Here is an 18876-nt window from a genome sequence, read left to right as displayed (position 1 = left end):
AATTTTCAGTTTCTTTATTATTGAACAAAACCTAGCGCTAAACTTAATGCAATTCTCTATAGTTATATTTAAGAATGTAGTAACTTTGAGTACCTGCCAAATTAATCATTTACACTATAATTTATTAATTTGGAAGCTAGTTTTGTCGCTTTAATTCTAAGTTTAAAATAGACCCGTAAGTACTAATTACCGGTCTATCTCCCCAAATACAATATCCTGACTTGCCAAAATTGCCACACCATCTGCTAACATATGTCCTTTAACCATTTCATCATAACTTGATAAGTGAGCAAAACCAGGCGCACGGATTTTTATTCTATAAGGCTTATTTGCCCCATCCGATACTAAATAAATGCCAAACTCGCCTTTAGGTGCTTCTACAGCTGCATAAACCTCACCACGTGGCAAACAAAAACCTTCCGTAAAAAGTTTAAAGTGATGAATTAAGGCTTCCATGTCATGTTTCATTTCAGCTCGGTTTGGCGGTGTTATCTTATGATCATTAATTCTTACAGGCCCTGGATTTGCTTTCAACCATTCTATACATTGACGAATAATATGATTGGATTGACGCATCTCTTCTACACGAACTAAATATCTATCATAGCAATCGCCTGTTTTTCCTACGGGAATATCGAACTCCATCTGATCATAAGCAGCATAAGGCTGCTTCTTACGTAAATCCCAAGCAATACCTGAACCTCGCAACATTGGCCCTGTAAATCCCCATTGCAATGCATCTTCAGGTGAAACAATACCTATATCTACTGTACGTTGCTTCCAAATACGATTATCCGTAAGCAAGGTCTCATATTCATCAACTCGTTTAGGAAAGCGCTCTGTAAAAGCCCATAGAAAATCTAATAAACTACCTTCCCTATCTTGATTCATTTTATCTACTTCTCGTTCATTATGCCAACGAGAAGGTTTATATTTTGGCATGCTATCAGGTAGGTCACGGTTCACTCCACCAGGACGATAATATTTAGCATGCATACGGGCGCCGGACACCGCTTCGTAACAGTCAAATAAATCTTCTCTTTCACGAAAACAGTATAAAAAAACAGTCATTGCGCCAATATCAAGTGCATTGGCACCCATCCATAATAAGTGATTTAAAATACGCGTTACTTCATCAAACATCGTACGAATATATTTGGCCCGAATTGGAGGTTCAATACCTAGTAATTTTTCAATAGCCAAAATATAACCATGCTCATTACACATCATAGACACATAATCAAGACGGTCCATGTAACCAATATTCTGAAGATATGGTTTGGTTTCTGCCAGTTTTTCGGTAGCACGATGTAATAGTCCTATATGAGGGTCAGCTCTTACTATCGTTTCTCCTTCAAGTTCTAATACTAAGCGTAGCACGCCATGCGCAGCAGGATGTTGTGGCCCAAAGTTGAGTGTATAATTTTTAAGTTCAATCATTAACCACCCCTTTCACATCAAAATAGCGATTATCATTACGTATGACTTTAGGAACAAGGACGCGAGGCGCTATATCAACTGGCTCATAGATCACTTGTTGTGTAGCAGCATCATAACGCATTTGCACATGACCACTCAGTGGAAAGTCTTTTCTAAAAGGATGACCAATAAAGCCATAATCGGTAAGAATACGTCTTAAATCTGGATGATTTTCAAATAAAATGCCATATAAATCATAAGCTTCTCGCTCAAACCAATTAGCCCCTTTCCATAAATCATGTACAGACGGAACAATCAAATGATGTTCCTCTACAAAGGTTTTAACTCGAATGCGATGATTAAGCTTTGTGGATAATAAATGATAAACTACTGCAAATCGAGGTTTATCCATAATGTAAGCTCTGGACTCATGTCGCTCAACACCGCGTGAGAATCCATACTCTGTTGCTTCTTGGGTTTCCCAATCATATAAACCATAATGCAGATAGTCTACACCACAGAGATCAATAAGCTGATCGCAAGCAAATAATTCATTAGTTTTTAGAGCATTTAAAACGAATTTGAGATTAGCTATCTCTACATCTAATGTAATTTCACCAAACTCAGTATTAACTAAGGCTAATTTGCCATTTAATTCTTTTTTAATATTTTCCGTTAAAGCTGCTAATTTTGTCATCTGATTTTACTGTCCTAATCTAAACTTCAATCACAGATTTATGCTTAATTTTGTTCTGAAGCTGGATTATGCCATACAAGAGAGCTTCAGCTGTAGGTGGACAGCCAGGCACATATACATCTACGGGTACAATCCGATCACAACCACGGACGACCGAATAAGAATAATGATAATAGCCACCGCCGTTAGCACAAGAACCCATAGAAACAACCCACCTGGGCTCTGGCATCTGATCATATACTTTACGTAATGCAGGTGCCATTTTATTGCATAGTGTTCCTGCAACGATCATCACATCAGATTGCCTGGGGCTAGGTCTAAAAATGATACCAAAACGATCCAAATCATAACGAGAAGCACCGACGTGCATCATTTCAACAGCACAACACGCTAAACCAAACGTCATTGGCCACATTGAACCACTACGCGCCCATCCCACTAATTGGTCAATTGAGGTAGTGATAAAGCCTTTTTTTTGCAATTCTGCAACTGCCATAGAAGCCTCTAGAAAAATCTTATTCCGTAACTATGCTCACTCTAAATATGGGTTTCGAAACCAGCTCATTTAGTTTTAAACTATGCCTTACTTGCATAAATGTTGCAGTTTATAAGCAATTAAAAGAGGATGCAAATACAGTTAACTAAGTATAAAGCCAAAGAAACGGTTTCGAAAGGTGTCTATTCCCATTCAAGAGCACCCCGCTTCCATTCATATATAAAGCCTATTACCAATAAGCCTAAGAAAATCATCATTGCCGCAAAACCAAACCAGCCAATCTTTCTTAAGACCAAAGCCCAGGGAAAAAAGAAAGCTGTTTCTAAGTCAAATATAATAAATAGTATAGCAACTAAATAAAATCTTACATCAAAAGGAATGTGAGAACTCTCAAAAGCATTAAATCCGCATTCATAAGGGGCATTTTTAGCTGAATCTGGAGCATGCTTAGAAAGCAAAGCTCCAGCTGAAAATAAAGCTACGCCTAGACCTATGGCGATAACAATAAAAACAAGTACTGGCAAATATTGTGATAGCATAGTTTTATTTCGCTTAAGATTGGTGCCGAAGGCCGGACTCGAACCGGCACAGCTTTACGCCACCGCCCCCTCAAGACGGCGTGTCTACCAATTCCACCACTTCGGCAAGTAATTATTGTTTTCCTTTGCTGCTATCCACCGGTACTGGAATCTTAGTTTCCGGTACACTGGTTTGTTGAGGTATCACTTGTTGCGACGCTTTTTGATATTGCGTTGAAACAAGGTAAGATAAAGTCAAACTTGTTATGAAAAAAGTTAGCGCTAATCCACCTGTTAATTTAAACAAAAAGCTACCAGTTCCTTGGCTTCCAAAAACAGTATTTGAGGCCCCTGACCCAAAAGCCGCACCTATATCGGCACCTTTACCATGTTGTATAAGTACAAGGCCAATTAAAGCAATTGCTACTAATACGTGAATCATTAAAATTAGCTGATACATTTAATAATTTCCACAAACTGCTGTGCATTAAGGGATGCACCGCCAATCAATCCACCATCAACATCAGGCATTGCAAATAATGCTTTTGCATTTTTTTCATTAACACTTCCACCGTATAAAAGAGGAACTGTATTTGCATCATCTTCGCTAAATTCAGCAATAATGGACCTGATAGTCAAATGTGCCATTTGAACTTGTTCAGGAGAAGCAGTATGGCCTGTGCCTATGGCCCAAACAGGTTCATACGCGACAACACAATTGCTAAAAGCATGTCTATTATTTATTGCTATTGCTTGTAACTGGGTAGCTAATATTTGCTCTGTCTTACCCTCGTCACGCTCTTTTAGCGTTTCTCCTACACACAAGACCGGTATCATACCATGATCTTTAACATGGTGGAATTTATCTGCAATAAATTTTTCATCTTCACCAAATAAAACTCGCCGTTCAGAATGCCCTACTAAAACATACTTACAAGCATAGTCTTTCAACATTGGCCCGGATAACTCACCTGTATAGGCTCCTGCGTCTTTAGGGTATACATTTTGTGCACCCCATTTAATATTACTTTTATTTAAAGTACTACTTATTACAGGTAAATAAATAGCCGGAGGCATAACAATACACTCTGTAGCCAATGGATTGGGTAATAGCTCTACTAAGTCACATAGTAGCGACTCAATTGACGCTAATTGGCCATTCATTTTCCAATTACCAGCTACAATTTTTTTCCTCATGTAGTCTCCATAATAAACGGCCGCAAATATACCTTAAAGATTAAGTAAACGTCAATCATTGAATTTTACATTATGAATGTTATTCACTTCGCACTCTTCCGGATAAAGCAAGGTAAAATTTTCACTAATAGTCTAAATCAATTTGCATAATATTATCTCTTAATTGCTCAGCATAATTAGTTACCATTTCTTTATCTTCACCTTCAACCATGACTCTTAGTAAGGGTTCTGTGCCAGAGGGACGTAAGAGTACTCTGCCTTTTTGATCTAATTTCTTCGTTAATGTATCAACTAAATCAGACACCTGTTGATTTTTTACCAGCGTTAATGCGTTTGGCGTTTTAATGTTTAATAGCACTTGTGGGTATAATTCAATTCCCTGGGTGAGTTCTTCTAATGTTTTACCATGCATGATCATACAAGCTAAAACTTGTAATGCAGCAATAATACCATCTCCTGTCGTCGTTTTATCCAAGCATACAATGTGACCTGAAGATTCACCGCCGATCTGCCACTTCATATCTCTAAGTGTTTCTAAAACATAACGATCACCGACTTTAACACGCTTGAAAGGAATATCTAAAGCAGATATCGCTCTTTCTAAGCCGTAATTACTCATTAGTGTGCCAACTACACCGCCTTGTAGTATGCCTCGCTGTTGTCTATCACGGGCTAGGATATATAAAATTTGATCGCCATCAACCACGTTTCCTACAGCATCTATTAAAATGACCCTATCCCCGTCACCATCAAGCGCAATACCTAAATCAGCACCATGGTGTAAAACTTGTTTTCTTAATTCAGCTGGTGCGGTTGAACCACAATCCTGATTAATATTAAGCCCGTCAGGTTCATTATAAATCGCAATGACCTCCGCGCCCAATTCATTAAAAACATTAGGTGCAATATGATAAGTGGCCCCATTAGCGCAATCGACTACGAGCTTAATTCCGGTTAAGCGCGTTAGTGAAGATATTGACGATTTACAAAATTCAATATAACGTCCCGGCGCGTCACTAATGCGTTTTGCTTTACCTAAATGGCCAGAAGAAACAATTTCTAATGGCTTATCTATTTCTTCTTCAATAGCCTGCTCAATATGATCAGGTAATTTACTGCCATCAGCTGAGAAAAATTTAATACCATTATCTTCATATAAGTTATGTGATGCACTAATAACAATGCCTGCATCAGCTCGTAAAGTTTGAGTCAAATAAGCCACAGCTGGCGTAGGCATAGGGCCTAATAAATTAACATCTACTCCGGCAGCTGATAAACCAGCTTCTAAAGCTGATTCCAGCATATAGCCTGAAATACGCGTATCTTTACCAATAATGATTTTATTACGATAACCATTGGAAAGTATACGGCCTACAGCCCAGCCTAGTTTTAATACGAATTCAGGATTAATATTTGATATCCCTACTTGCCCACGAATACCATCGGTACCAAAATATTTACGTTGGCTCATTCCTGCTTACCTTTTAAATTATTATTAACCTGCATAATTGCATCTAACATAACTAATGCTTGTTTTGTTTCAGTTACATCATGCGTCCTGATTATATTTACCCCATTTAAACTAGCAACTATATTTAAAGTGGTGCTACCAATTAATCGCTCATCAACATTTTTATTTAAAATAGCTCCTATCGTACTTTTTCGCGACACACCTAACATGATAGGTAAGTTATGTCGTTTAAATTGAGTTAAATCTTTAACTAGGCATAAGTTATGCTCAATAGCTTTGCCAAAGCCAAAACCGGGATCAATGATGATATTGCTGCGTTGAATACCTGCTTCTAGACAACGCTCAATTTCTTTTTGAAAAAATAAATTAACTTCAGCAATAATATCTTTATAACTTATTGGTAAGGCTTGCATAGTTTGTGGTATTCCTTTCATATGCATTAAACATACAGGAACTTGTAATTTAGCTATTAGATTAAGTGCTTCTTTATCTCTTAACGCTGTTATGTCGTTAACTAAATCAGCACCTACTTCTATAGCCGCTTGCATGACAGCAGCCTTTGTTGTATCTACAGAAATACAACAGTCTGTTTGATATCGTAATCGCTTAATAAGAGGAACGACGCGAGCTATTTCTTCATCAACACTAATAGGTTTTGCACCAGGCCTTGATGATTCGCCTCCAATATCCAAAATATCAGCGCCTTCAGCCAATAATTTCTGCGCGTGTACGAAGGCATGCTCCAAATTTAAATAGCGTCCACCATCAGAAAAGGAATCAGGCGTTACATTAATGATCCCCATAATCAAAGGCGATTGATACTGGTTAGTTTTTAAATTTAATTGCTGACGCCAGCTACTAAATTGCTGATTATTCATTGATAACCTTTATTTAAAAATAGAATTTAAAAAGATAAAAGCCAAATTAATATAAATGAAGTTTTAAAAAGTATTAGAATTACTACTAAAAACTTTTACAACCTCAGAAGTATTTTTATAAATTTAATTAAGGGTAAATCTCCGCCTAAGGGCGGAGAAAATCTTAAAGAAAGATCAATGTTCCTCAGCTGGACGATCTACGGGCTTACCATTAATGACTTTAGTATCAGATTTAGGTGTATTATCTGAATCAAAAGACTTTAATGATTCCCAATCATCAGGAGGAGAGGGTGGTTTACCTGCCATAATTTCATTAATTTGCTTGGTATCGATTGTTTCATATTTAATGAGTGCATCTGCCATTAAATGTAAAATATCCATTTTAGCCACCAGAATGTCTTTGGCACGCTGATAATTTCTAGTAATAATTTTATTAACTTCTTCATCAATTAACTGCGCAGTTTTATCAGAAATCTCTTTGTTATGATTTACACTACGACCTAGGAAGACTTCACCTTCTTCTTCACCAAAGGTCAATGGACCTAAGTCTGATAACCCCCAACTGGTTACCATCTTACGAGCAATTTCTGTAGAACGCATAATATCATTTGATGCGCCTGTAGTAACATTTTCCGCACCAAAAATGAGCTCTTCTGCAATACGACCACCAAATAAACTAGATAATTGACTCTCTAAACGACGTTTACTATGGCTATAGCGATCTTGCTCAGGTAAAAACATGGTAACGCCCAATGCCCGCCCACGCGGAATAATAGTCACTTTATAAACAGGATCATGTTCTGGAACTGACAAGCCGACAATAGCATGGCCTGCTTCATGATAGGCTGTTAATTTCTTCTCGTTTTCATCCATGACCATTGATCGACGTTCAGCACCCATCATGATTTTATCTTTAGCTTTATCCAGTTCTAACATACCTACTTTACGCTTATTAGAACGAGCTGCAAATAAAGCTGCTTCATTAACTAGATTAGCTAAATCAGCACCTGAAAAACCTGGCGTACCTCGTGCTATAGGTAATACTTCAACTTGCTTATCAATAGGTACTTTGCCTAAATGGACTTTAAGAATTTGCTCTCGACCACGTATGTCAGGTAATGGTACAACTACTTGACGATCAAAGCGGCCTGGGCGTAGAAGAGCAGGATCAAGTACATCTGGTCTATTGGTTGCAGCTACGACAATAACGCCGTCATTACCTTCAAAGCCGTCCATTTCTACAAGTAACTGATTAAGCGTCTGCTCGCGTTCATCATGACCGCCCCCAAGGCCGGCACCCCGATGCCTTCCTACTGCGTCAATTTCGTCAATAAAAATGATACAAGGCGCTTGTTTTTTTGCTTGTTCAAACATATCGCGTACGCGCGATGCACCTACACCCACAAACATTTCCACAAAGTCTGAGCCAGAAATTGTAAAGAAAGGAACCTTTGCCTCACCCGCTACTGCTTTAGCTAAAAGCGTTTTACCCGTACCTGGCGGTCCTACCAATAAAACACCACGAGGAATACGACCACCTAAGTTTTGAAATTTGCTTGGATCACGTAAAAAATCAACTAATTCTTTAACTTCTTCTTTCGCTTCATCAACGCCTGCTACATCAGCAAAAGTAACTTTAACTTGATCTTCGCCTAATAAACGTGCTCGCGAACGACCAAAAGACATGGCGCCACGGCCCCCGCCACCTTGCATTTGTCGCATGAAAAAGATCCAAACGCCAATAAGCAAAAGCATTGGAAACCAATTTACAAATAAATGTAATAAGAAACTTTCTTGCGGTTTTTCTTGTCCACTTACTTCAACCTTATTTTGTAATAATTGGCCTAATAATGCATTATCTTGCATGGGCATATAGGTTACAAAACGTTGGTTATTTTTTGTCGTTCCCCGGATAACCTTATTATCTTCAACAGTCACAGAATTAATCATGCCTTGATCAATTTCTGTTAAAAATTGACTATAAGGAATTTTTTCTGTTGTACCATGGCGAGGTCCAAAATTACTAAACACGGACACTAGCACAATAGCTATAACAAGCCACAAAAATAAATTTTTTACCATGTCGTTCAAAACATTAACCTCGATATGTGCGAATTTCTACGCTAAGCAATAAAGTTACTATAAATTATAGCCCTTCGCCAGCATATAGGTTTCATGCGAGCGTGAGCGAGATGCTAAAGGTTTACGAATAACTACCTTACTAAATTGTTGACGAGCTAATTTAATAAGGTTATCAAACCCAGCACCATGAAAAATCTTTATTAACATAGCCCCACCTGGTTTAAGCATTATATCCCCAAAATCAAAAGCTAACTCAGCTAAATACATTGCTCTGGGAATATCAACGATCCTTGATCCACTCATATTTGGGGCCATATCTGATAAAAGCAAGTCTAAACCCCTTTTGGGTATCAAATTTATTAATTGTTGAAAGATATTTTCTTCTCTGAAGTCACCTTGAATAAAATTGACCCCGGGTAATTCAGCCATAGGCAATAAATCTAAAGCAACAATTGTTCCATTTCCATTTAATTTTTGGGTAATAAATTGGGTCCAGCCACCTGGAGCTGCCCCTAAATCTACAATAGTCATTCCGGGTTTAATAATATTTTCTTTTTCATCAATTTCTTTTAATTTGTAAACAGCACGGCTACGATAGCCTTCTGCCTGCGCCTGCTTGACAAAAACATCATCAAAGTGCTCCTTTAACCAGCGGTTACTGCTTTTTGAACGAGGCATACGGAACAGAAAATATTAACTTATTATTATAATACTCAAATTTACTACCGTTTCCCAGCAAAACGTGCAATAATTTAACATTTAAATGAGATTTCGTTGTGGATAGTACATTTAGACAAACTCTTAAAGCTAAAGCCCATCACTTAAGACCTGTTGTTTTACTCGGCGCCAAAGGTTTAACCACGGCTATTGTTGAAGAAACAAATGTTGCTTTAAATGCGCACGAATTAATTAAAGTTAAAATTAATGGCGCAGAAAAAGAAGATCGGCAGAAAATGGCCAATGACCTTTGTCAGCAGTTAAATGCAGAGCTTATTCAACTAATTGGCAATACTGTCATTATATATCGACAAAAAATTGATGAATAGCCAAGGCTGCTAATATTAATTTTTAATACAAATAATAAAACATATCTTTAATTATCCGATCCAATCGATGCATTAAATTTATTTTTTGGTGCTTATCAAACATAAGCTAATTTTCGCTTGCAAATGAGAATGATTATCATTTATATTTAATTATTTGCATGGAGCGACAAATATGGCCTTAGCTTATAATCACTTTCAAGAATTAATTCATCAGCTACGTTTTCTCCTTTTTGAAATAGGTATAGGCTTGCCGCAACAAGCAATTAAAGCAGTCATTGATGACACTCATAAATCATGTTTAGCTCGCTTACAATACGCTGCTATAAAGGAGAAACTAATTGATAAAAACTTCTATAGTTATCATGTCTCTGATTTTACACAACAGTTACAGTTAAACTTAAGTATACTCAAGCCAGAGAGTCGTTTTTATCGCTGGGAATTATTAGAAAAAGAATTAAATGAATCAATCGCCAATGAAGCAATGGCTATAATTTACCGTAAACGGTGGCAAGCAGAATTAATTAAACAAATGCAAGGCGAGCGCTCTTTTTGGGCTTGGTTGACTAAACAAGAAAGTAAATATACTTTATCCTTTCTTGAACAATGGGGCTGTGTTGGACATCCTTATCACCCTAATTTTCGTGCTAAAATGGGCTTTAGTCGGCGCGAAGTATTACAGTATTCACCTGAATTTAATGCCGAAGTTAGCGTTCACTGGTGCGCACTACACCAGCAAAAAGCACATACTACTTTTATCGATAAATCTTACTTAGAATTAATGGCGAATTGTTTTCCTAAAGACTTCGCTATTTGGCAACATAAGCTTCGATGTCAACAAGTAAATCCTGATAATTTTTATCCCATCCCTGTCCATCCTTGGCAATGGCGCAATCAATTGCAAGCGTCTCTAGCGCCTTTAATTGATAAAAAACAACTTATTTTGACGCCTCATCATCAAGTAACTCACCCTTCAATGTCATTAAGAACAATGATGCCTATTTCTTCGCATGCCAATCATTTAAAATTGGCTTTAGCAGTCCATACAACTTCAGCTATTCGTACAGTTTCACCAGCATCTATTGAAAATGGTCCTATCCTTTCTAAGTGGTTAACTCACATATTGGCATTAGAGCATCACTATGAAAACACACTTTTTGTTGCACGTGATATCGCTGGCGCTCGCTTACAAGATCCTCATTTTTCTTCTATATACAAACAATTTGGTTTTATTTTAAGAGAAAGCCCATTGCAGTTAATTAAAGATAATCAACAAGTTATTCCGCTTGCTGCACTATTTGTAAATTCGCCGCTCTCTAATCAACCTTTATTACTTGACATAATTAAGGCTAGTGGTATTGCCCTAGAAAACTACTTTAATCACTATTGTCATTGTGTCCTTAAAGGACAACTACACTTACTAATGCGTTATGGCATTGCTCTTGAGGCACACCAGCAAAATACGCTTGTTGTTTTTGAAAATCATCAACCGCAATCTCTTATTATTCGTGATTTGGGAGGAATTTACGTTTATCAAAATACTGATTTTCAAGACCTTGAAAGTCCAATATTACATCCAGACTCAACCATTGTTACTGACAATTTAGTTGATACCTGTAACAAATTTATTCATGGTAATTTACAAAGCAACTTAGCTTATTGGGTTAATTATCTCTGTCGCTTTAGTCATCTTTCTGAAACCCATTTATGGAAAATTGTATTTAATGCTCTAAAGAGCGAGTTACAACAAATGGCGGGAGAAATAAAACCAGGAATCTTGACTTGGCACCAGCAACGCCTATTAAAAGGCGCTTGGCCACATAAAAGCCTGCTACTTATGCGTTTGTCACTTAACAAAAAACATAATCAAGCTAGCTTAACATCCAATCCATTGAGCCAATTTAATGCCTAAATCATTAATGCGAACAATTCTTATCAGCCAATTTCTTATGCTACTTGCACTAGATATGAGCAATCCCTTTTTACCTTTATTTATCGCCAAGCAAACTATTTCACTTGATAAGGCAGCCTTTTATAGCGCGTTAGCATTCACTCTTCCTATGATTGCTAATATTCTTATGGGCCCTGTATGGGGCATAGTAGCAAGTCGGGTTGGTTATAAAACAATGTTAGTGCGAGCTGCTTTGACACTTGTTATTACGCAGGGGTTAATGATGCTTGCTACCAGTATTACGACTGTATTAATTATTCGATTTATTCAGGGCAGTTTTGCTGGCTTTATTGCTGCCATGCAAATGTATGTGCTATCGCTTAATATAACTAATAATAAAACGCAACAGTTAGGGCACTTACAGTTTAGTAAAGCACTAGCAACAAGTATGGCAGGCCTTATCGGCGGTAGCTTATTAAACTTACTTAATTTTAAAGGCTTATTTTTTGTAGCGATGATTTTATGTTTGACCGCTACCCTTATGATTTATAAAAAATTACCAACCACAGAAAAGGCTATTATTCCTATTCAAAAAGGAAAGCAACTTTTTTCACTTCATTCTTTTTTCTACCTTATGAATTTAGGTTTACTAATTACACTTACACAAATTGTTAAATTTCTTCCCGAGCCAATTTTTATCTTAACTCTTAGTACCTCTATTACCCAGAATACGATTACCCTAGGCTTATTATATTCTATGCCTGCTATTGGACTTTTTTTAAGTTCAAACTACTGTGGCAAACAATTTGATCAGTGCCGTAAGATGCCTAAAAAAATTAAAACTTATTTAATATTTTATAGCTCTTTAGGCATTCTAATTATGTTAGGTCACGCATTTTTTTCCGAGCATACTCTTTTAATTATGTTCATTCGTCTTCTATGGGGAATTGTTCTTGCCGCTCTTCTGCCTGCCCTATTTTGTTTAATGAGTGATAAATTTCAACATCAAGGCCTTGCTATAGGGTGGGCAAATACTTTTGCTAAAATAGGCAATTTAATTGGTATTAGCTTGGGTGGATTTTTAGGTAGTTATATTACGATGACTTACTTATTTATCTTACTAGCTGGTATCTATGGGTTAATAGCGTTCATTAGTCTATGTATTAATACTACTTCCATAGCATCTGATTATAGGAATCAGCAAGCTGTATCAGTAACTTAGTTAGGAAAACTTATCCAGTAAATTTAGGGGATACATGAATAAAAGGTCTTATATCATTATTTTACTAGCATGGACTTTAGGTAACTTTAGTATCCTATTGATCATGCCCGCTCTACCTAAATTAGCAATAGATTTTCATATCAGTGCTCGGCTTGCTCAACTTACAATTAGTCTATTTTTGCTAGGTAAAGCAATAAGTATTATTCCCTGGGGCATTATTTCAGAAAAATTAGGAAGAAAGCCTGTCTTTATTTTTGGTCTATTAATTTTTTCCCTAGCAAATCTTTTTACATCTTTATGTAATAGTATTTCTTTACTACTAATTGGCCGTTTTCTTCAAGGTGTTGGTGTAGGTGCAACAATTCTTATGGGGCGAGCCATGGTAAATGACACCCAAAACGAACAGCAAGCAATTAAAAAATTTGCTTTTTTCTTCTCTTTAAGTGGCTTATTTATCTGTTTTATACCCCTAATTGGTGGTTATATTACTACTTATTATAATTGGCCAATTGCATTTGCCATTATGGCCATTTACAGCGCCATATTATTTATTTACTGTCATGGGATAAGTGAAACTAAGCCGAAAAATTTAGATAGCATTACCTTATTAGACAGTATGTTGCTAGTTTTCAAAAATAGACTTTTCGTAAGCTATCTTTTAATTTCTGCTTTGATGATGGCAGGAGAATCTGCTTTTAATACAAGTGCATCTTTTATTTTAATTAAAAATGCACATTACAGTATTATAACCTTTAGTAATATAAAAACAATTATGTCTATTTTATATGTCATAGGCACTTTAGTATGTGGTTTTCTAATAAAATATTGCCGTAGTGATTTTTTAGTCAGCATCGGCATTCGTCTCTTTATAGTCACCGCTTGCTTAATGTGGCTTCTTTATTCTTATAATTATACTGTAGAAGTAACTTTTGTTCTTCCTATGATGATTTATTATTTTGGCACCGGATTTATTGTAGCTTCAGCGACTGCAGCTTCCGTTCGGCCTTTTCCTAAGCATATGGCTATTGCTTTAGCTTTCTCCTTATTTTGTCAATTTAATATTTCTGCCTTATTTAGTTTATTAAGCAGCCTAATCGCTATTGAAAGCGTGAAACCCTTTATGATTTTAATTTCAGCTATTAGCATTTTAGCCTTACTAATTTGGTATCAACGTCCTGCTCCATTAAAAGTAATATTAACCACTTAAAGAAAAGCTAATTTAACCTAAATGCTTCCCAGTAAGTTTTAGTCAAGGCGCAAGTAAAGTGGGGTGAAGGAGTGTACATAGGCATATTGTACTTCGCCGAATGTGCTTACGATGCAGTATTAAACTTATTGGATGGCGCTATAATTAATTCAATCAGGTGACAGCCTCAACAGTATTGTATACACTTAAATGATTTCTACCGAGTATTGTTAATACAAACGTTAGATAAAGCATTTTAGCTCACTTTTATGACTTACAACAATGTAAATCATAAAATTGAAATTTTAAATAAATGTATTCAGACACATGATGCTAAAATATATACCCAATGCACTTACTATTTTTCGCTTAATACTAATAGCACCTTTTCTACTATTTTTATATTATCGTTATTATGCGGCTGCATTTTATATATATATAATAGCTGGTCTTACTGATAATTTAGATGGTTGGTTAGCTAGACATTATAATTGGCAAAGCCTTTGGGGCTCTTTTTTAGACCCTTTAGCAGATAAGCTATTAATTGCTAGTAGTTTTATATCCCTTGCCTTAATTGGTTCCTTACCTTGGTGGTTAGTTATTTTAGTTTTTCTGCGCGATTTAACAATTTCAATAGGTGTTATAGCTTGGCATTTATTTGTGCCTACAAAAATTTATTTTCAACCTACACTTCTAAGTAAATTTAATACCATGCTACAACTTATTTTAGTAACCTTATGTTTATTTGAATTAGCCTTTGTTAAATTTATACCTACACAAGTTTTTAATAGTTTAATTCTATTAACTGCAGTAACAACTGCCATAACTTATTTTGATTATGTTTGGACATGGGGCAGAAAAGCATACTTAATATGCAAATAAACTCTCAATTGGCATTAACTATTCAGTTAAATCATCAGGCAACCCTTAATAACTTTTGTTGGGGTAATAATTTATTCTTACAACAGCAAATTGCTTATCTAGTAGCTGGTCGCGGTGAGCGTTTCCTTTATCTTTGGGGAGATAATGGTTGTGGGAAATCTCATCTTTTACAAGCATGTTGCCATGCTATAGCACAAGAATCTGCCTACTTACCTTTAAATCTACTTAAAGAATGGGGTCCTGTTAGTATTGAAGGAATGGATGAGCAAAGGCTCATTGCTATTGATGATATAGACGGTATCGTGGCTAATAAACTTTGGGAAGAAGCGCTTTTTCATTTATATAATCGGGTACGCGAAAATGAGCAAACAATTCTCTTAATAGCGGGTAAAAAATCACCTGTTCACTTAGGATTACAATTACCTGATTTACGTTCTCGTTTGGGCTGGGGCCTTGTTGTTCAGATACAAGAATTATCTGATGAATTAAAAATCACTACTTTACAGCAGCATGCACAACAACGGGGGATTTATTTATCTAATAGCGTAGCTCTATTTTTAATAAACCGCTGTACTCGTAATATGCATTCTCTTTATAAAATACTTGATCAACTTGATGAAGCCTCTCTTGCTGCCCAAAGGAAGATTACTGTGCCCTTTATTAAATCAGTTCTAAATCTTTAATTACTAGGTTCTGTTGTAAAAAAACTAGATTCGCTGTGCTTAACAAAGTTTAAATGGGCTAAATCGCTTGTTTTATGTTTAATAAATGAACTTGGAGTGGTCGAAAACAATGAATAACGTGTTGCCCCGTCAGAATAAGGTGCTGATTGCTTTGGATTAGATTCTAAATCAAAGTTATCTTGAATTGATGAATCTGACAAAAGTAAGCTGCTTGTCGGAGTGGAATCTAAATTTTCTGGGTAGATACAACTTAACTCAAAACTTTCGGTTAAATCATAACCTTCTTTTTCTTCCCTAAATTCAGCAAGCCTTCTCTGTTTTTGAATTTCAGCAAAACTTTTCTCCAAATCAAAATAACGCACTTCCAAATCTTTAAGCGCTTGCTGAGTTTCTTGGATTTTTCCTAGCTCTTCCCTTCTTTCTAACAGCATTCCTTCCACATTTTTTAATTTTGCTTTATCTTTTTTAACCTCATCAGGATCACATAGCTCCTCTATCTTCTCTTTATCTAATCCTAACCATTTACCAATTAAATTTTCAACACCTGGGCGCTGCACAAACCAATAGAGGGCAAAAGCCGATAAACCAACAAATACACTTGCTACAAGAATAGGCCAAAAAGTAGAAGCAACAGCTGTTGTAATGAGTCCAGCGATCGCCAAAGCTACGGTCTGTCCTGCAAAGAATCCGCCACTAAAAAAAATAATTCCTGTAATAATAGAAGCGATTACTTTTGCAGCTTGAAGTGCTGGTCTTTTTAAAGCCATAGTAAGCGCATCTCGCTCTTTATCTAGCTCATTATATAATTGGATTAACAGCTGAATGAGTTGAATATCGGAGCTAATATCATCAAGTGTTTTTCTATGAAGGATATTATTGCGTAAATTAGCACTAATAGATTTTATATATTGTACTTTTTTAAGATAATCATCAATTAACTTAGGCGCGCTTTTAAGATTAACGCCCAGGTTTTTTGAAACCTCTAAAAGATCAAAAGCGTAGAAGACAGCAATAGAAAGCAAAGAAAAAACGAGTCCTATTGCAAAAATTGCGATTGAGGGTAAAGAGGTCGCACCTAATACGGCACTAACCCCATCAAAACCTTCACAACCACAAAAAATCGTACCAGCAATAGCTAATAAAATAAATTTTGCTTTCGCTGTCCAGGGTGTCTTTTTGCTAGCTTTCTCTTCCTTTGTTTTGTTCAACTCTTTATTTAAATCTTCAAGAATTGCTACATAAAATGATTCTAATAAAAGTCGATGCTTAGCGTCTACCTTTTGTGTTTGTCTGAGCCACTGAAATAAATCACTTGTTGTTATGCAGTTACCTTTGAACACAGGAAAATTAATTGTTAAAGGTAATTTACTTAGATGATCGAGGGTATTATCACTTAATACAATGATCCCTTCCATCACATGCTCCTAACTAAGTATTATGCTTAGCGAAGTGTTCTGACTAGAGCGTATTTTAGTGATTTTTCCTTAACTAAACATTAAGAACTTGCTTCTCTTAGATCACCAAATGATCAATTTGATTTTTTACCAATCAAATAAATTTATTTTTACACTTATGTAATAAAATTTACAAATGTATGTAAATTAAGTTAATTTGAGATTAAATTAATAATAAAATTCTAATATTATTACTAAATAAGCAAAATTGACCACGATAATTATTAATTTTTCTTTATCGTGATTAATGGATATTTTTTCTTAAAGAGCAGCAGACAAGGTTAAAGCAGGCGCCTCTTTAATAAAGTGAGTCAATTTAGATGAGACTAACCACATTAAAATACCAATAGCCAATGTGGCTAAACCTATGTAAGCAAAAACATCCGTATAAACGAATAAAGATTCAATCCCAGGTTTAATATGTTCTGGTAAAGCAGTCATTGATGCTACTGTTGCGCCAACAAAACCAGCAATAGAAGAAGTTAAAAACCACATCCCCATGACAAAACCTGCAATATGTGTGGGAACTAATTCTGCAACCATAGCAACACCTAGAGCTGATACTAATAATTCACCCGTACTTTGGAAAAAATAACTAACAATTAACCACCACGATGAAACCATACCTGCTTCATCATGCATAAAACGAGCGAAATATAGCAAGCTAAAACTTAATCCACAGAATATCATTCCCGCTGCAAATTTGTAGGGGATAGAAAATGCAATACCATGTTTATTAAGTTTATTGTAGATAAAAGCTAAAATCGGGCTCATTACTATAATCCAGATTGGGTTTAGAGCTTGGAAACTTTGTGGATCTAAAGAAATGCCTAATAAAGTGGGTGTAACATTATTAACAGCGAATAAATTTAATGAGGTTGGCATCTGCTGATACAGTGTAAAGAAAACGACAGCCTCAATCATTAAAACTAAGGCCACAAGCATACGTATAACAGATTGCCGCTCTTCCTGGTACATGTAGAAGAAATAAACTGCTGTAATAGCAATTGTAACCAGCCAAACTAAGTGCTTGGCAAGCATAACATGTTGTAATAAATAAGCGGAAAAATAAGTAGTAGCAATAATGCTCACTATAATTAAAATACCATGCCACAAGCTAATCCTTTTTAGATCAGCAGGGGTGTTGATGTCTTTGACATGTTGATGCTGAAAAGCATAATTGACTATACCTAAAATTAAGCCAATAAAACTAAGGAAGTAAGCATAGGAGTAGCCAAGCTGATCAGCAATCGCAGGTCCCATAAATAAAGCAAATGTAGAGCCTAAATTAATCGCCATATAATACAGAGTAAAACCACTATGTAATCTAGGATCATTTTCTTCATAACATTTAGCCAGAAGGCTAGAAGGGTTGGCTTTAAATAAACCATTACCTACACAGATAAGACCTAATGCTAAAAATACATGTTGAGTGTCTGTGATAGCGAGTGATAAGTACCCTAAGGCAAGTACAATTAAACCTAAAACAATGGTACGTTTTGTACCTAAAATTTTATCACCTAAATAACCACCAAAAGCGATCATTCCATATACTAGGGCAGAAAAAGCGCCAAAAGTATAATAGGCTTGTACTTCATTAAAGCCTAATGCTCGAATAAAATATAAGGTAAGAATGCCCTGCACAGTGTAAAAACCAAAGCGTTCCCAAACTTCTAGCATAAAAATCATGCTAAAAGCACGCGGTTGATTATTAAAAAGTCGCATATCATCCCTTTGCTCTGTCCTAGCCTTAAAGC

18 protein-coding genes and 1 tRNA gene are annotated in these 18876 nt (G+C 36.0%); 6 read left to right on the top strand and 13 right to left on the bottom strand.

Going from position 1 to position 18876, the window contains the following annotated elements; translation table 11 throughout:
• Positions 1-186 precede the first annotated feature (186 nt).
• The 11 genes from E1P04_RS09045 to rlmE all read right to left on the bottom strand — a co-directional run bounded on the left by E1P04_RS09045 (position 187) and on the right by rlmE (position 9436).
• Positions 187-1440, bottom strand: a complete 1254-nt coding sequence (locus tag E1P04_RS09045) for an NADH-quinone oxidoreductase subunit D (RefSeq protein WP_131782593.1) — start codon at positions 1438-1440, stop codon at positions 187-189.
• Complete coding sequence (locus E1P04_RS09040) at positions 1433-2116, bottom strand: NADH-quinone oxidoreductase subunit C (protein WP_131782592.1); 684 nt, start codon at positions 2114-2116, stop codon at positions 1433-1435. Before E1P04_RS09040 ends, E1P04_RS09045 begins: the two co-directional genes overlap by 8 nt.
• A gap of 19 nt (positions 2117-2135) precedes the next feature.
• Positions 2136-2612: a NuoB/complex I 20 kDa subunit family protein gene (locus E1P04_RS09035; RefSeq protein WP_115332292.1), complete on the bottom strand. Its 477-nt coding sequence runs from the start codon at positions 2610-2612 to the stop codon at positions 2136-2138.
• Between the two features lie 182 nt (positions 2613-2794).
• The gene (locus E1P04_RS09030; protein ID WP_115332293.1) at positions 2795-3151 is read right to left on the bottom strand and encodes an NADH-quinone oxidoreductase subunit A; all 357 of its coding nucleotides are present in this window, start codon (positions 3149-3151) and stop codon (positions 2795-2797) included.
• A gap of 20 nt (positions 3152-3171) precedes the next feature.
• Positions 3172-3257 (bottom strand) — tRNA-Leu (locus tag E1P04_RS09025).
• A gap of 6 nt (positions 3258-3263) precedes the next feature.
• Entirely contained in the window at positions 3264-3590 is a 327-nt protein-coding gene (secG, locus tag E1P04_RS09020; protein ID WP_131782591.1) for a preprotein translocase subunit SecG, read from the bottom strand.
• Positions 3578-4327, bottom strand: coding sequence for a triose-phosphate isomerase (gene tpiA, locus E1P04_RS09015; protein ID WP_131782590.1), 750 nt, complete (start codon positions 4325-4327; stop codon positions 3578-3580). Before tpiA ends, secG begins: the two co-directional genes overlap by 13 nt.
• 124 nt (positions 4328-4451) lie before the next feature.
• Positions 4452-5798 (bottom strand): phosphoglucosamine mutase, encoded by a 1347-nt coding sequence (glmM, locus tag E1P04_RS09010; protein WP_131782589.1) that lies wholly within the window; start codon positions 5796-5798, stop codon positions 4452-4454.
• Complete coding sequence (folP, locus tag E1P04_RS09005) at positions 5795-6676, bottom strand: dihydropteroate synthase (RefSeq protein ID WP_131782588.1); 882 nt, start codon at positions 6674-6676, stop codon at positions 5795-5797. Before folP ends, glmM begins: the two co-directional genes overlap by 4 nt.
• 174 nt (positions 6677-6850) lie before the next feature.
• Positions 6851-8758, bottom strand: coding sequence for an ATP-dependent zinc metalloprotease FtsH (gene ftsH / locus E1P04_RS09000; protein ID WP_165482737.1), 1908 nt, complete (start codon positions 8756-8758; stop codon positions 6851-6853).
• 57 nt (positions 8759-8815) lie between these two features.
• A complete protein-coding gene (gene rlmE / locus E1P04_RS08995; RefSeq protein ID WP_131782586.1) occupies positions 8816-9436 on the bottom strand; it encodes a 23S rRNA (uridine(2552)-2'-O)-methyltransferase RlmE in 621 nt (206 codons plus the stop codon).
• A 98-nt stretch (positions 9437-9534) separates the two neighbouring features.
• Between rlmE and yhbY the strand changes: the two genes are divergently transcribed.
• The 6 genes from yhbY to hda all read left to right on the top strand — a co-directional run bounded on the left by yhbY (position 9535) and on the right by hda (position 15665).
• Positions 9535-9804 (top strand): ribosome assembly RNA-binding protein YhbY, encoded by a 270-nt coding sequence (yhbY, locus tag E1P04_RS08990; RefSeq protein WP_131782585.1) that lies wholly within the window; start codon positions 9535-9537, stop codon positions 9802-9804.
• Positions 9805-9976: 172 nt separating this feature from the next.
• A complete protein-coding gene (locus tag E1P04_RS08985; RefSeq protein WP_131782584.1) occupies positions 9977-11713 on the top strand; it encodes an IucA/IucC family protein in 1737 nt (578 codons plus the stop codon).
• Positions 11706-12914, top strand: coding sequence for an MFS transporter (locus E1P04_RS08980; protein ID WP_131782583.1), 1209 nt, complete (start codon positions 11706-11708; stop codon positions 12912-12914). The genes E1P04_RS08985 and E1P04_RS08980 overlap by 8 nt, the downstream gene beginning before the upstream one ends.
• A gap of 34 nt (positions 12915-12948) precedes the next feature.
• Positions 12949-14121 carry an MFS transporter gene (locus tag E1P04_RS08975; RefSeq protein ID WP_131782582.1) on the top strand — a complete coding sequence of 391 codons (1173 nt, stop codon included), beginning with the start codon at positions 12949-12951 and terminating at the stop codon, positions 14119-14121.
• Positions 14122-14427: 306 nt separating this feature from the next.
• Positions 14428-14982, top strand: a complete 555-nt coding sequence (locus tag E1P04_RS08970; RefSeq protein WP_131782581.1) for a CDP-alcohol phosphatidyltransferase family protein — start codon at positions 14428-14430, stop codon at positions 14980-14982.
• On the top strand, positions 14979-15665 hold the full coding sequence (gene hda, locus E1P04_RS08965) for a DnaA regulatory inactivator Hda (protein WP_165482736.1): 687 nt from the start codon (positions 14979-14981) through the stop codon (positions 15663-15665). The genes E1P04_RS08970 and hda overlap by 4 nt, the downstream gene beginning before the upstream one ends.
• On the opposite strand, the gene E1P04_RS08960 is transcribed toward hda, so the two are convergent.
• Positions 15662-17080, bottom strand: a complete 1419-nt coding sequence (locus E1P04_RS08960) for an ABC-2 transporter permease (RefSeq protein WP_131782579.1) — start codon at positions 17078-17080, stop codon at positions 15662-15664. The genes hda and E1P04_RS08960 overlap by 4 nt on opposite strands.
• Positions 17081-17380: 300 nt before the next feature.
• Positions 17381-18844, bottom strand: coding sequence for an oligopeptide:H+ symporter (locus E1P04_RS08955; protein ID WP_131782578.1), 1464 nt, complete (start codon positions 18842-18844; stop codon positions 17381-17383).
• Between the last annotated feature and the right edge of the window lie 32 nt (positions 18845-18876).

This window comes from Legionella gresilensis (assembly GCF_900639865.1).
Lineage (GTDB): Bacteria > Pseudomonadota > Gammaproteobacteria > Legionellales > Legionellaceae > Legionella_C > Legionella_C gresilensis.
This window is presented reverse-complemented; position numbering and strand designations above follow the sequence as displayed.

Coding starts and splice junctions, on each gene's coding strand:
- E1P04_RS09040 (WP_131782592.1), bottom strand. CDS start 2,116: ATGACAAAATTAGCAGCTTTAACGGAAAATATTAAAAAAGAATTAAAT.
- E1P04_RS08960 (WP_131782579.1), bottom strand. CDS start 17,080: ATGGAAGGGATCATTGTATTAAGTGATAATACCCTCGATCATCTAAGT.
- E1P04_RS08955 (WP_131782578.1), bottom strand. CDS start 18,844: ATGCGACTTTTTAATAATCAACCGCGTGCTTTTAGCATGATTTTTATG.
- glmM (WP_131782589.1), bottom strand. CDS start 5,798: ATGAGCCAACGTAAATATTTTGGTACCGATGGTATTCGTGGGCAAGTA.
- tpiA (WP_131782590.1), bottom strand. CDS start 4,327: ATGAGGAAAAAAATTGTAGCTGGTAATTGGAAAATGAATGGCCAATTA.
- secG (WP_131782591.1), bottom strand. CDS start 3,590: ATGTATCAGCTAATTTTAATGATTCACGTATTAGTAGCAATTGCTTTA.
- folP (WP_131782588.1), bottom strand. CDS start 6,676: ATGAATAATCAGCAATTTAGTAGCTGGCGTCAGCAATTAAATTTAAAA.
- E1P04_RS09035 (WP_115332292.1), bottom strand. CDS start 2,612: ATGGCAGTTGCAGAATTGCAAAAAAAAGGCTTTATCACTACCTCAATT.
- E1P04_RS08975 (WP_131782582.1), top strand. CDS start 12,949: ATGAATAAAAGGTCTTATATCATTATTTTACTAGCATGGACTTTAGGT.
- E1P04_RS08970 (WP_131782581.1), top strand. CDS start 14,428: ATGATGCTAAAATATATACCCAATGCACTTACTATTTTTCGCTTAATA.
- E1P04_RS08980 (WP_131782583.1), top strand. CDS start 11,706: ATGCCTAAATCATTAATGCGAACAATTCTTATCAGCCAATTTCTTATG.
- E1P04_RS09030 (WP_115332293.1), bottom strand. CDS start 3,151: ATGCTATCACAATATTTGCCAGTACTTGTTTTTATTGTTATCGCCATA.
- E1P04_RS08985 (WP_131782584.1), top strand. CDS start 9,977: ATGGCCTTAGCTTATAATCACTTTCAAGAATTAATTCATCAGCTACGT.
- ftsH (WP_165482737.1), bottom strand. CDS start 8,758: ATGGTAAAAAATTTATTTTTGTGGCTTGTTATAGCTATTGTGCTAGTG.
- rlmE (WP_131782586.1), bottom strand. CDS start 9,436: ATGCCTCGTTCAAAAAGCAGTAACCGCTGGTTAAAGGAGCACTTTGAT.
- E1P04_RS09045 (WP_131782593.1), bottom strand. CDS start 1,440: ATGATTGAACTTAAAAATTATACACTCAACTTTGGGCCACAACATCCT.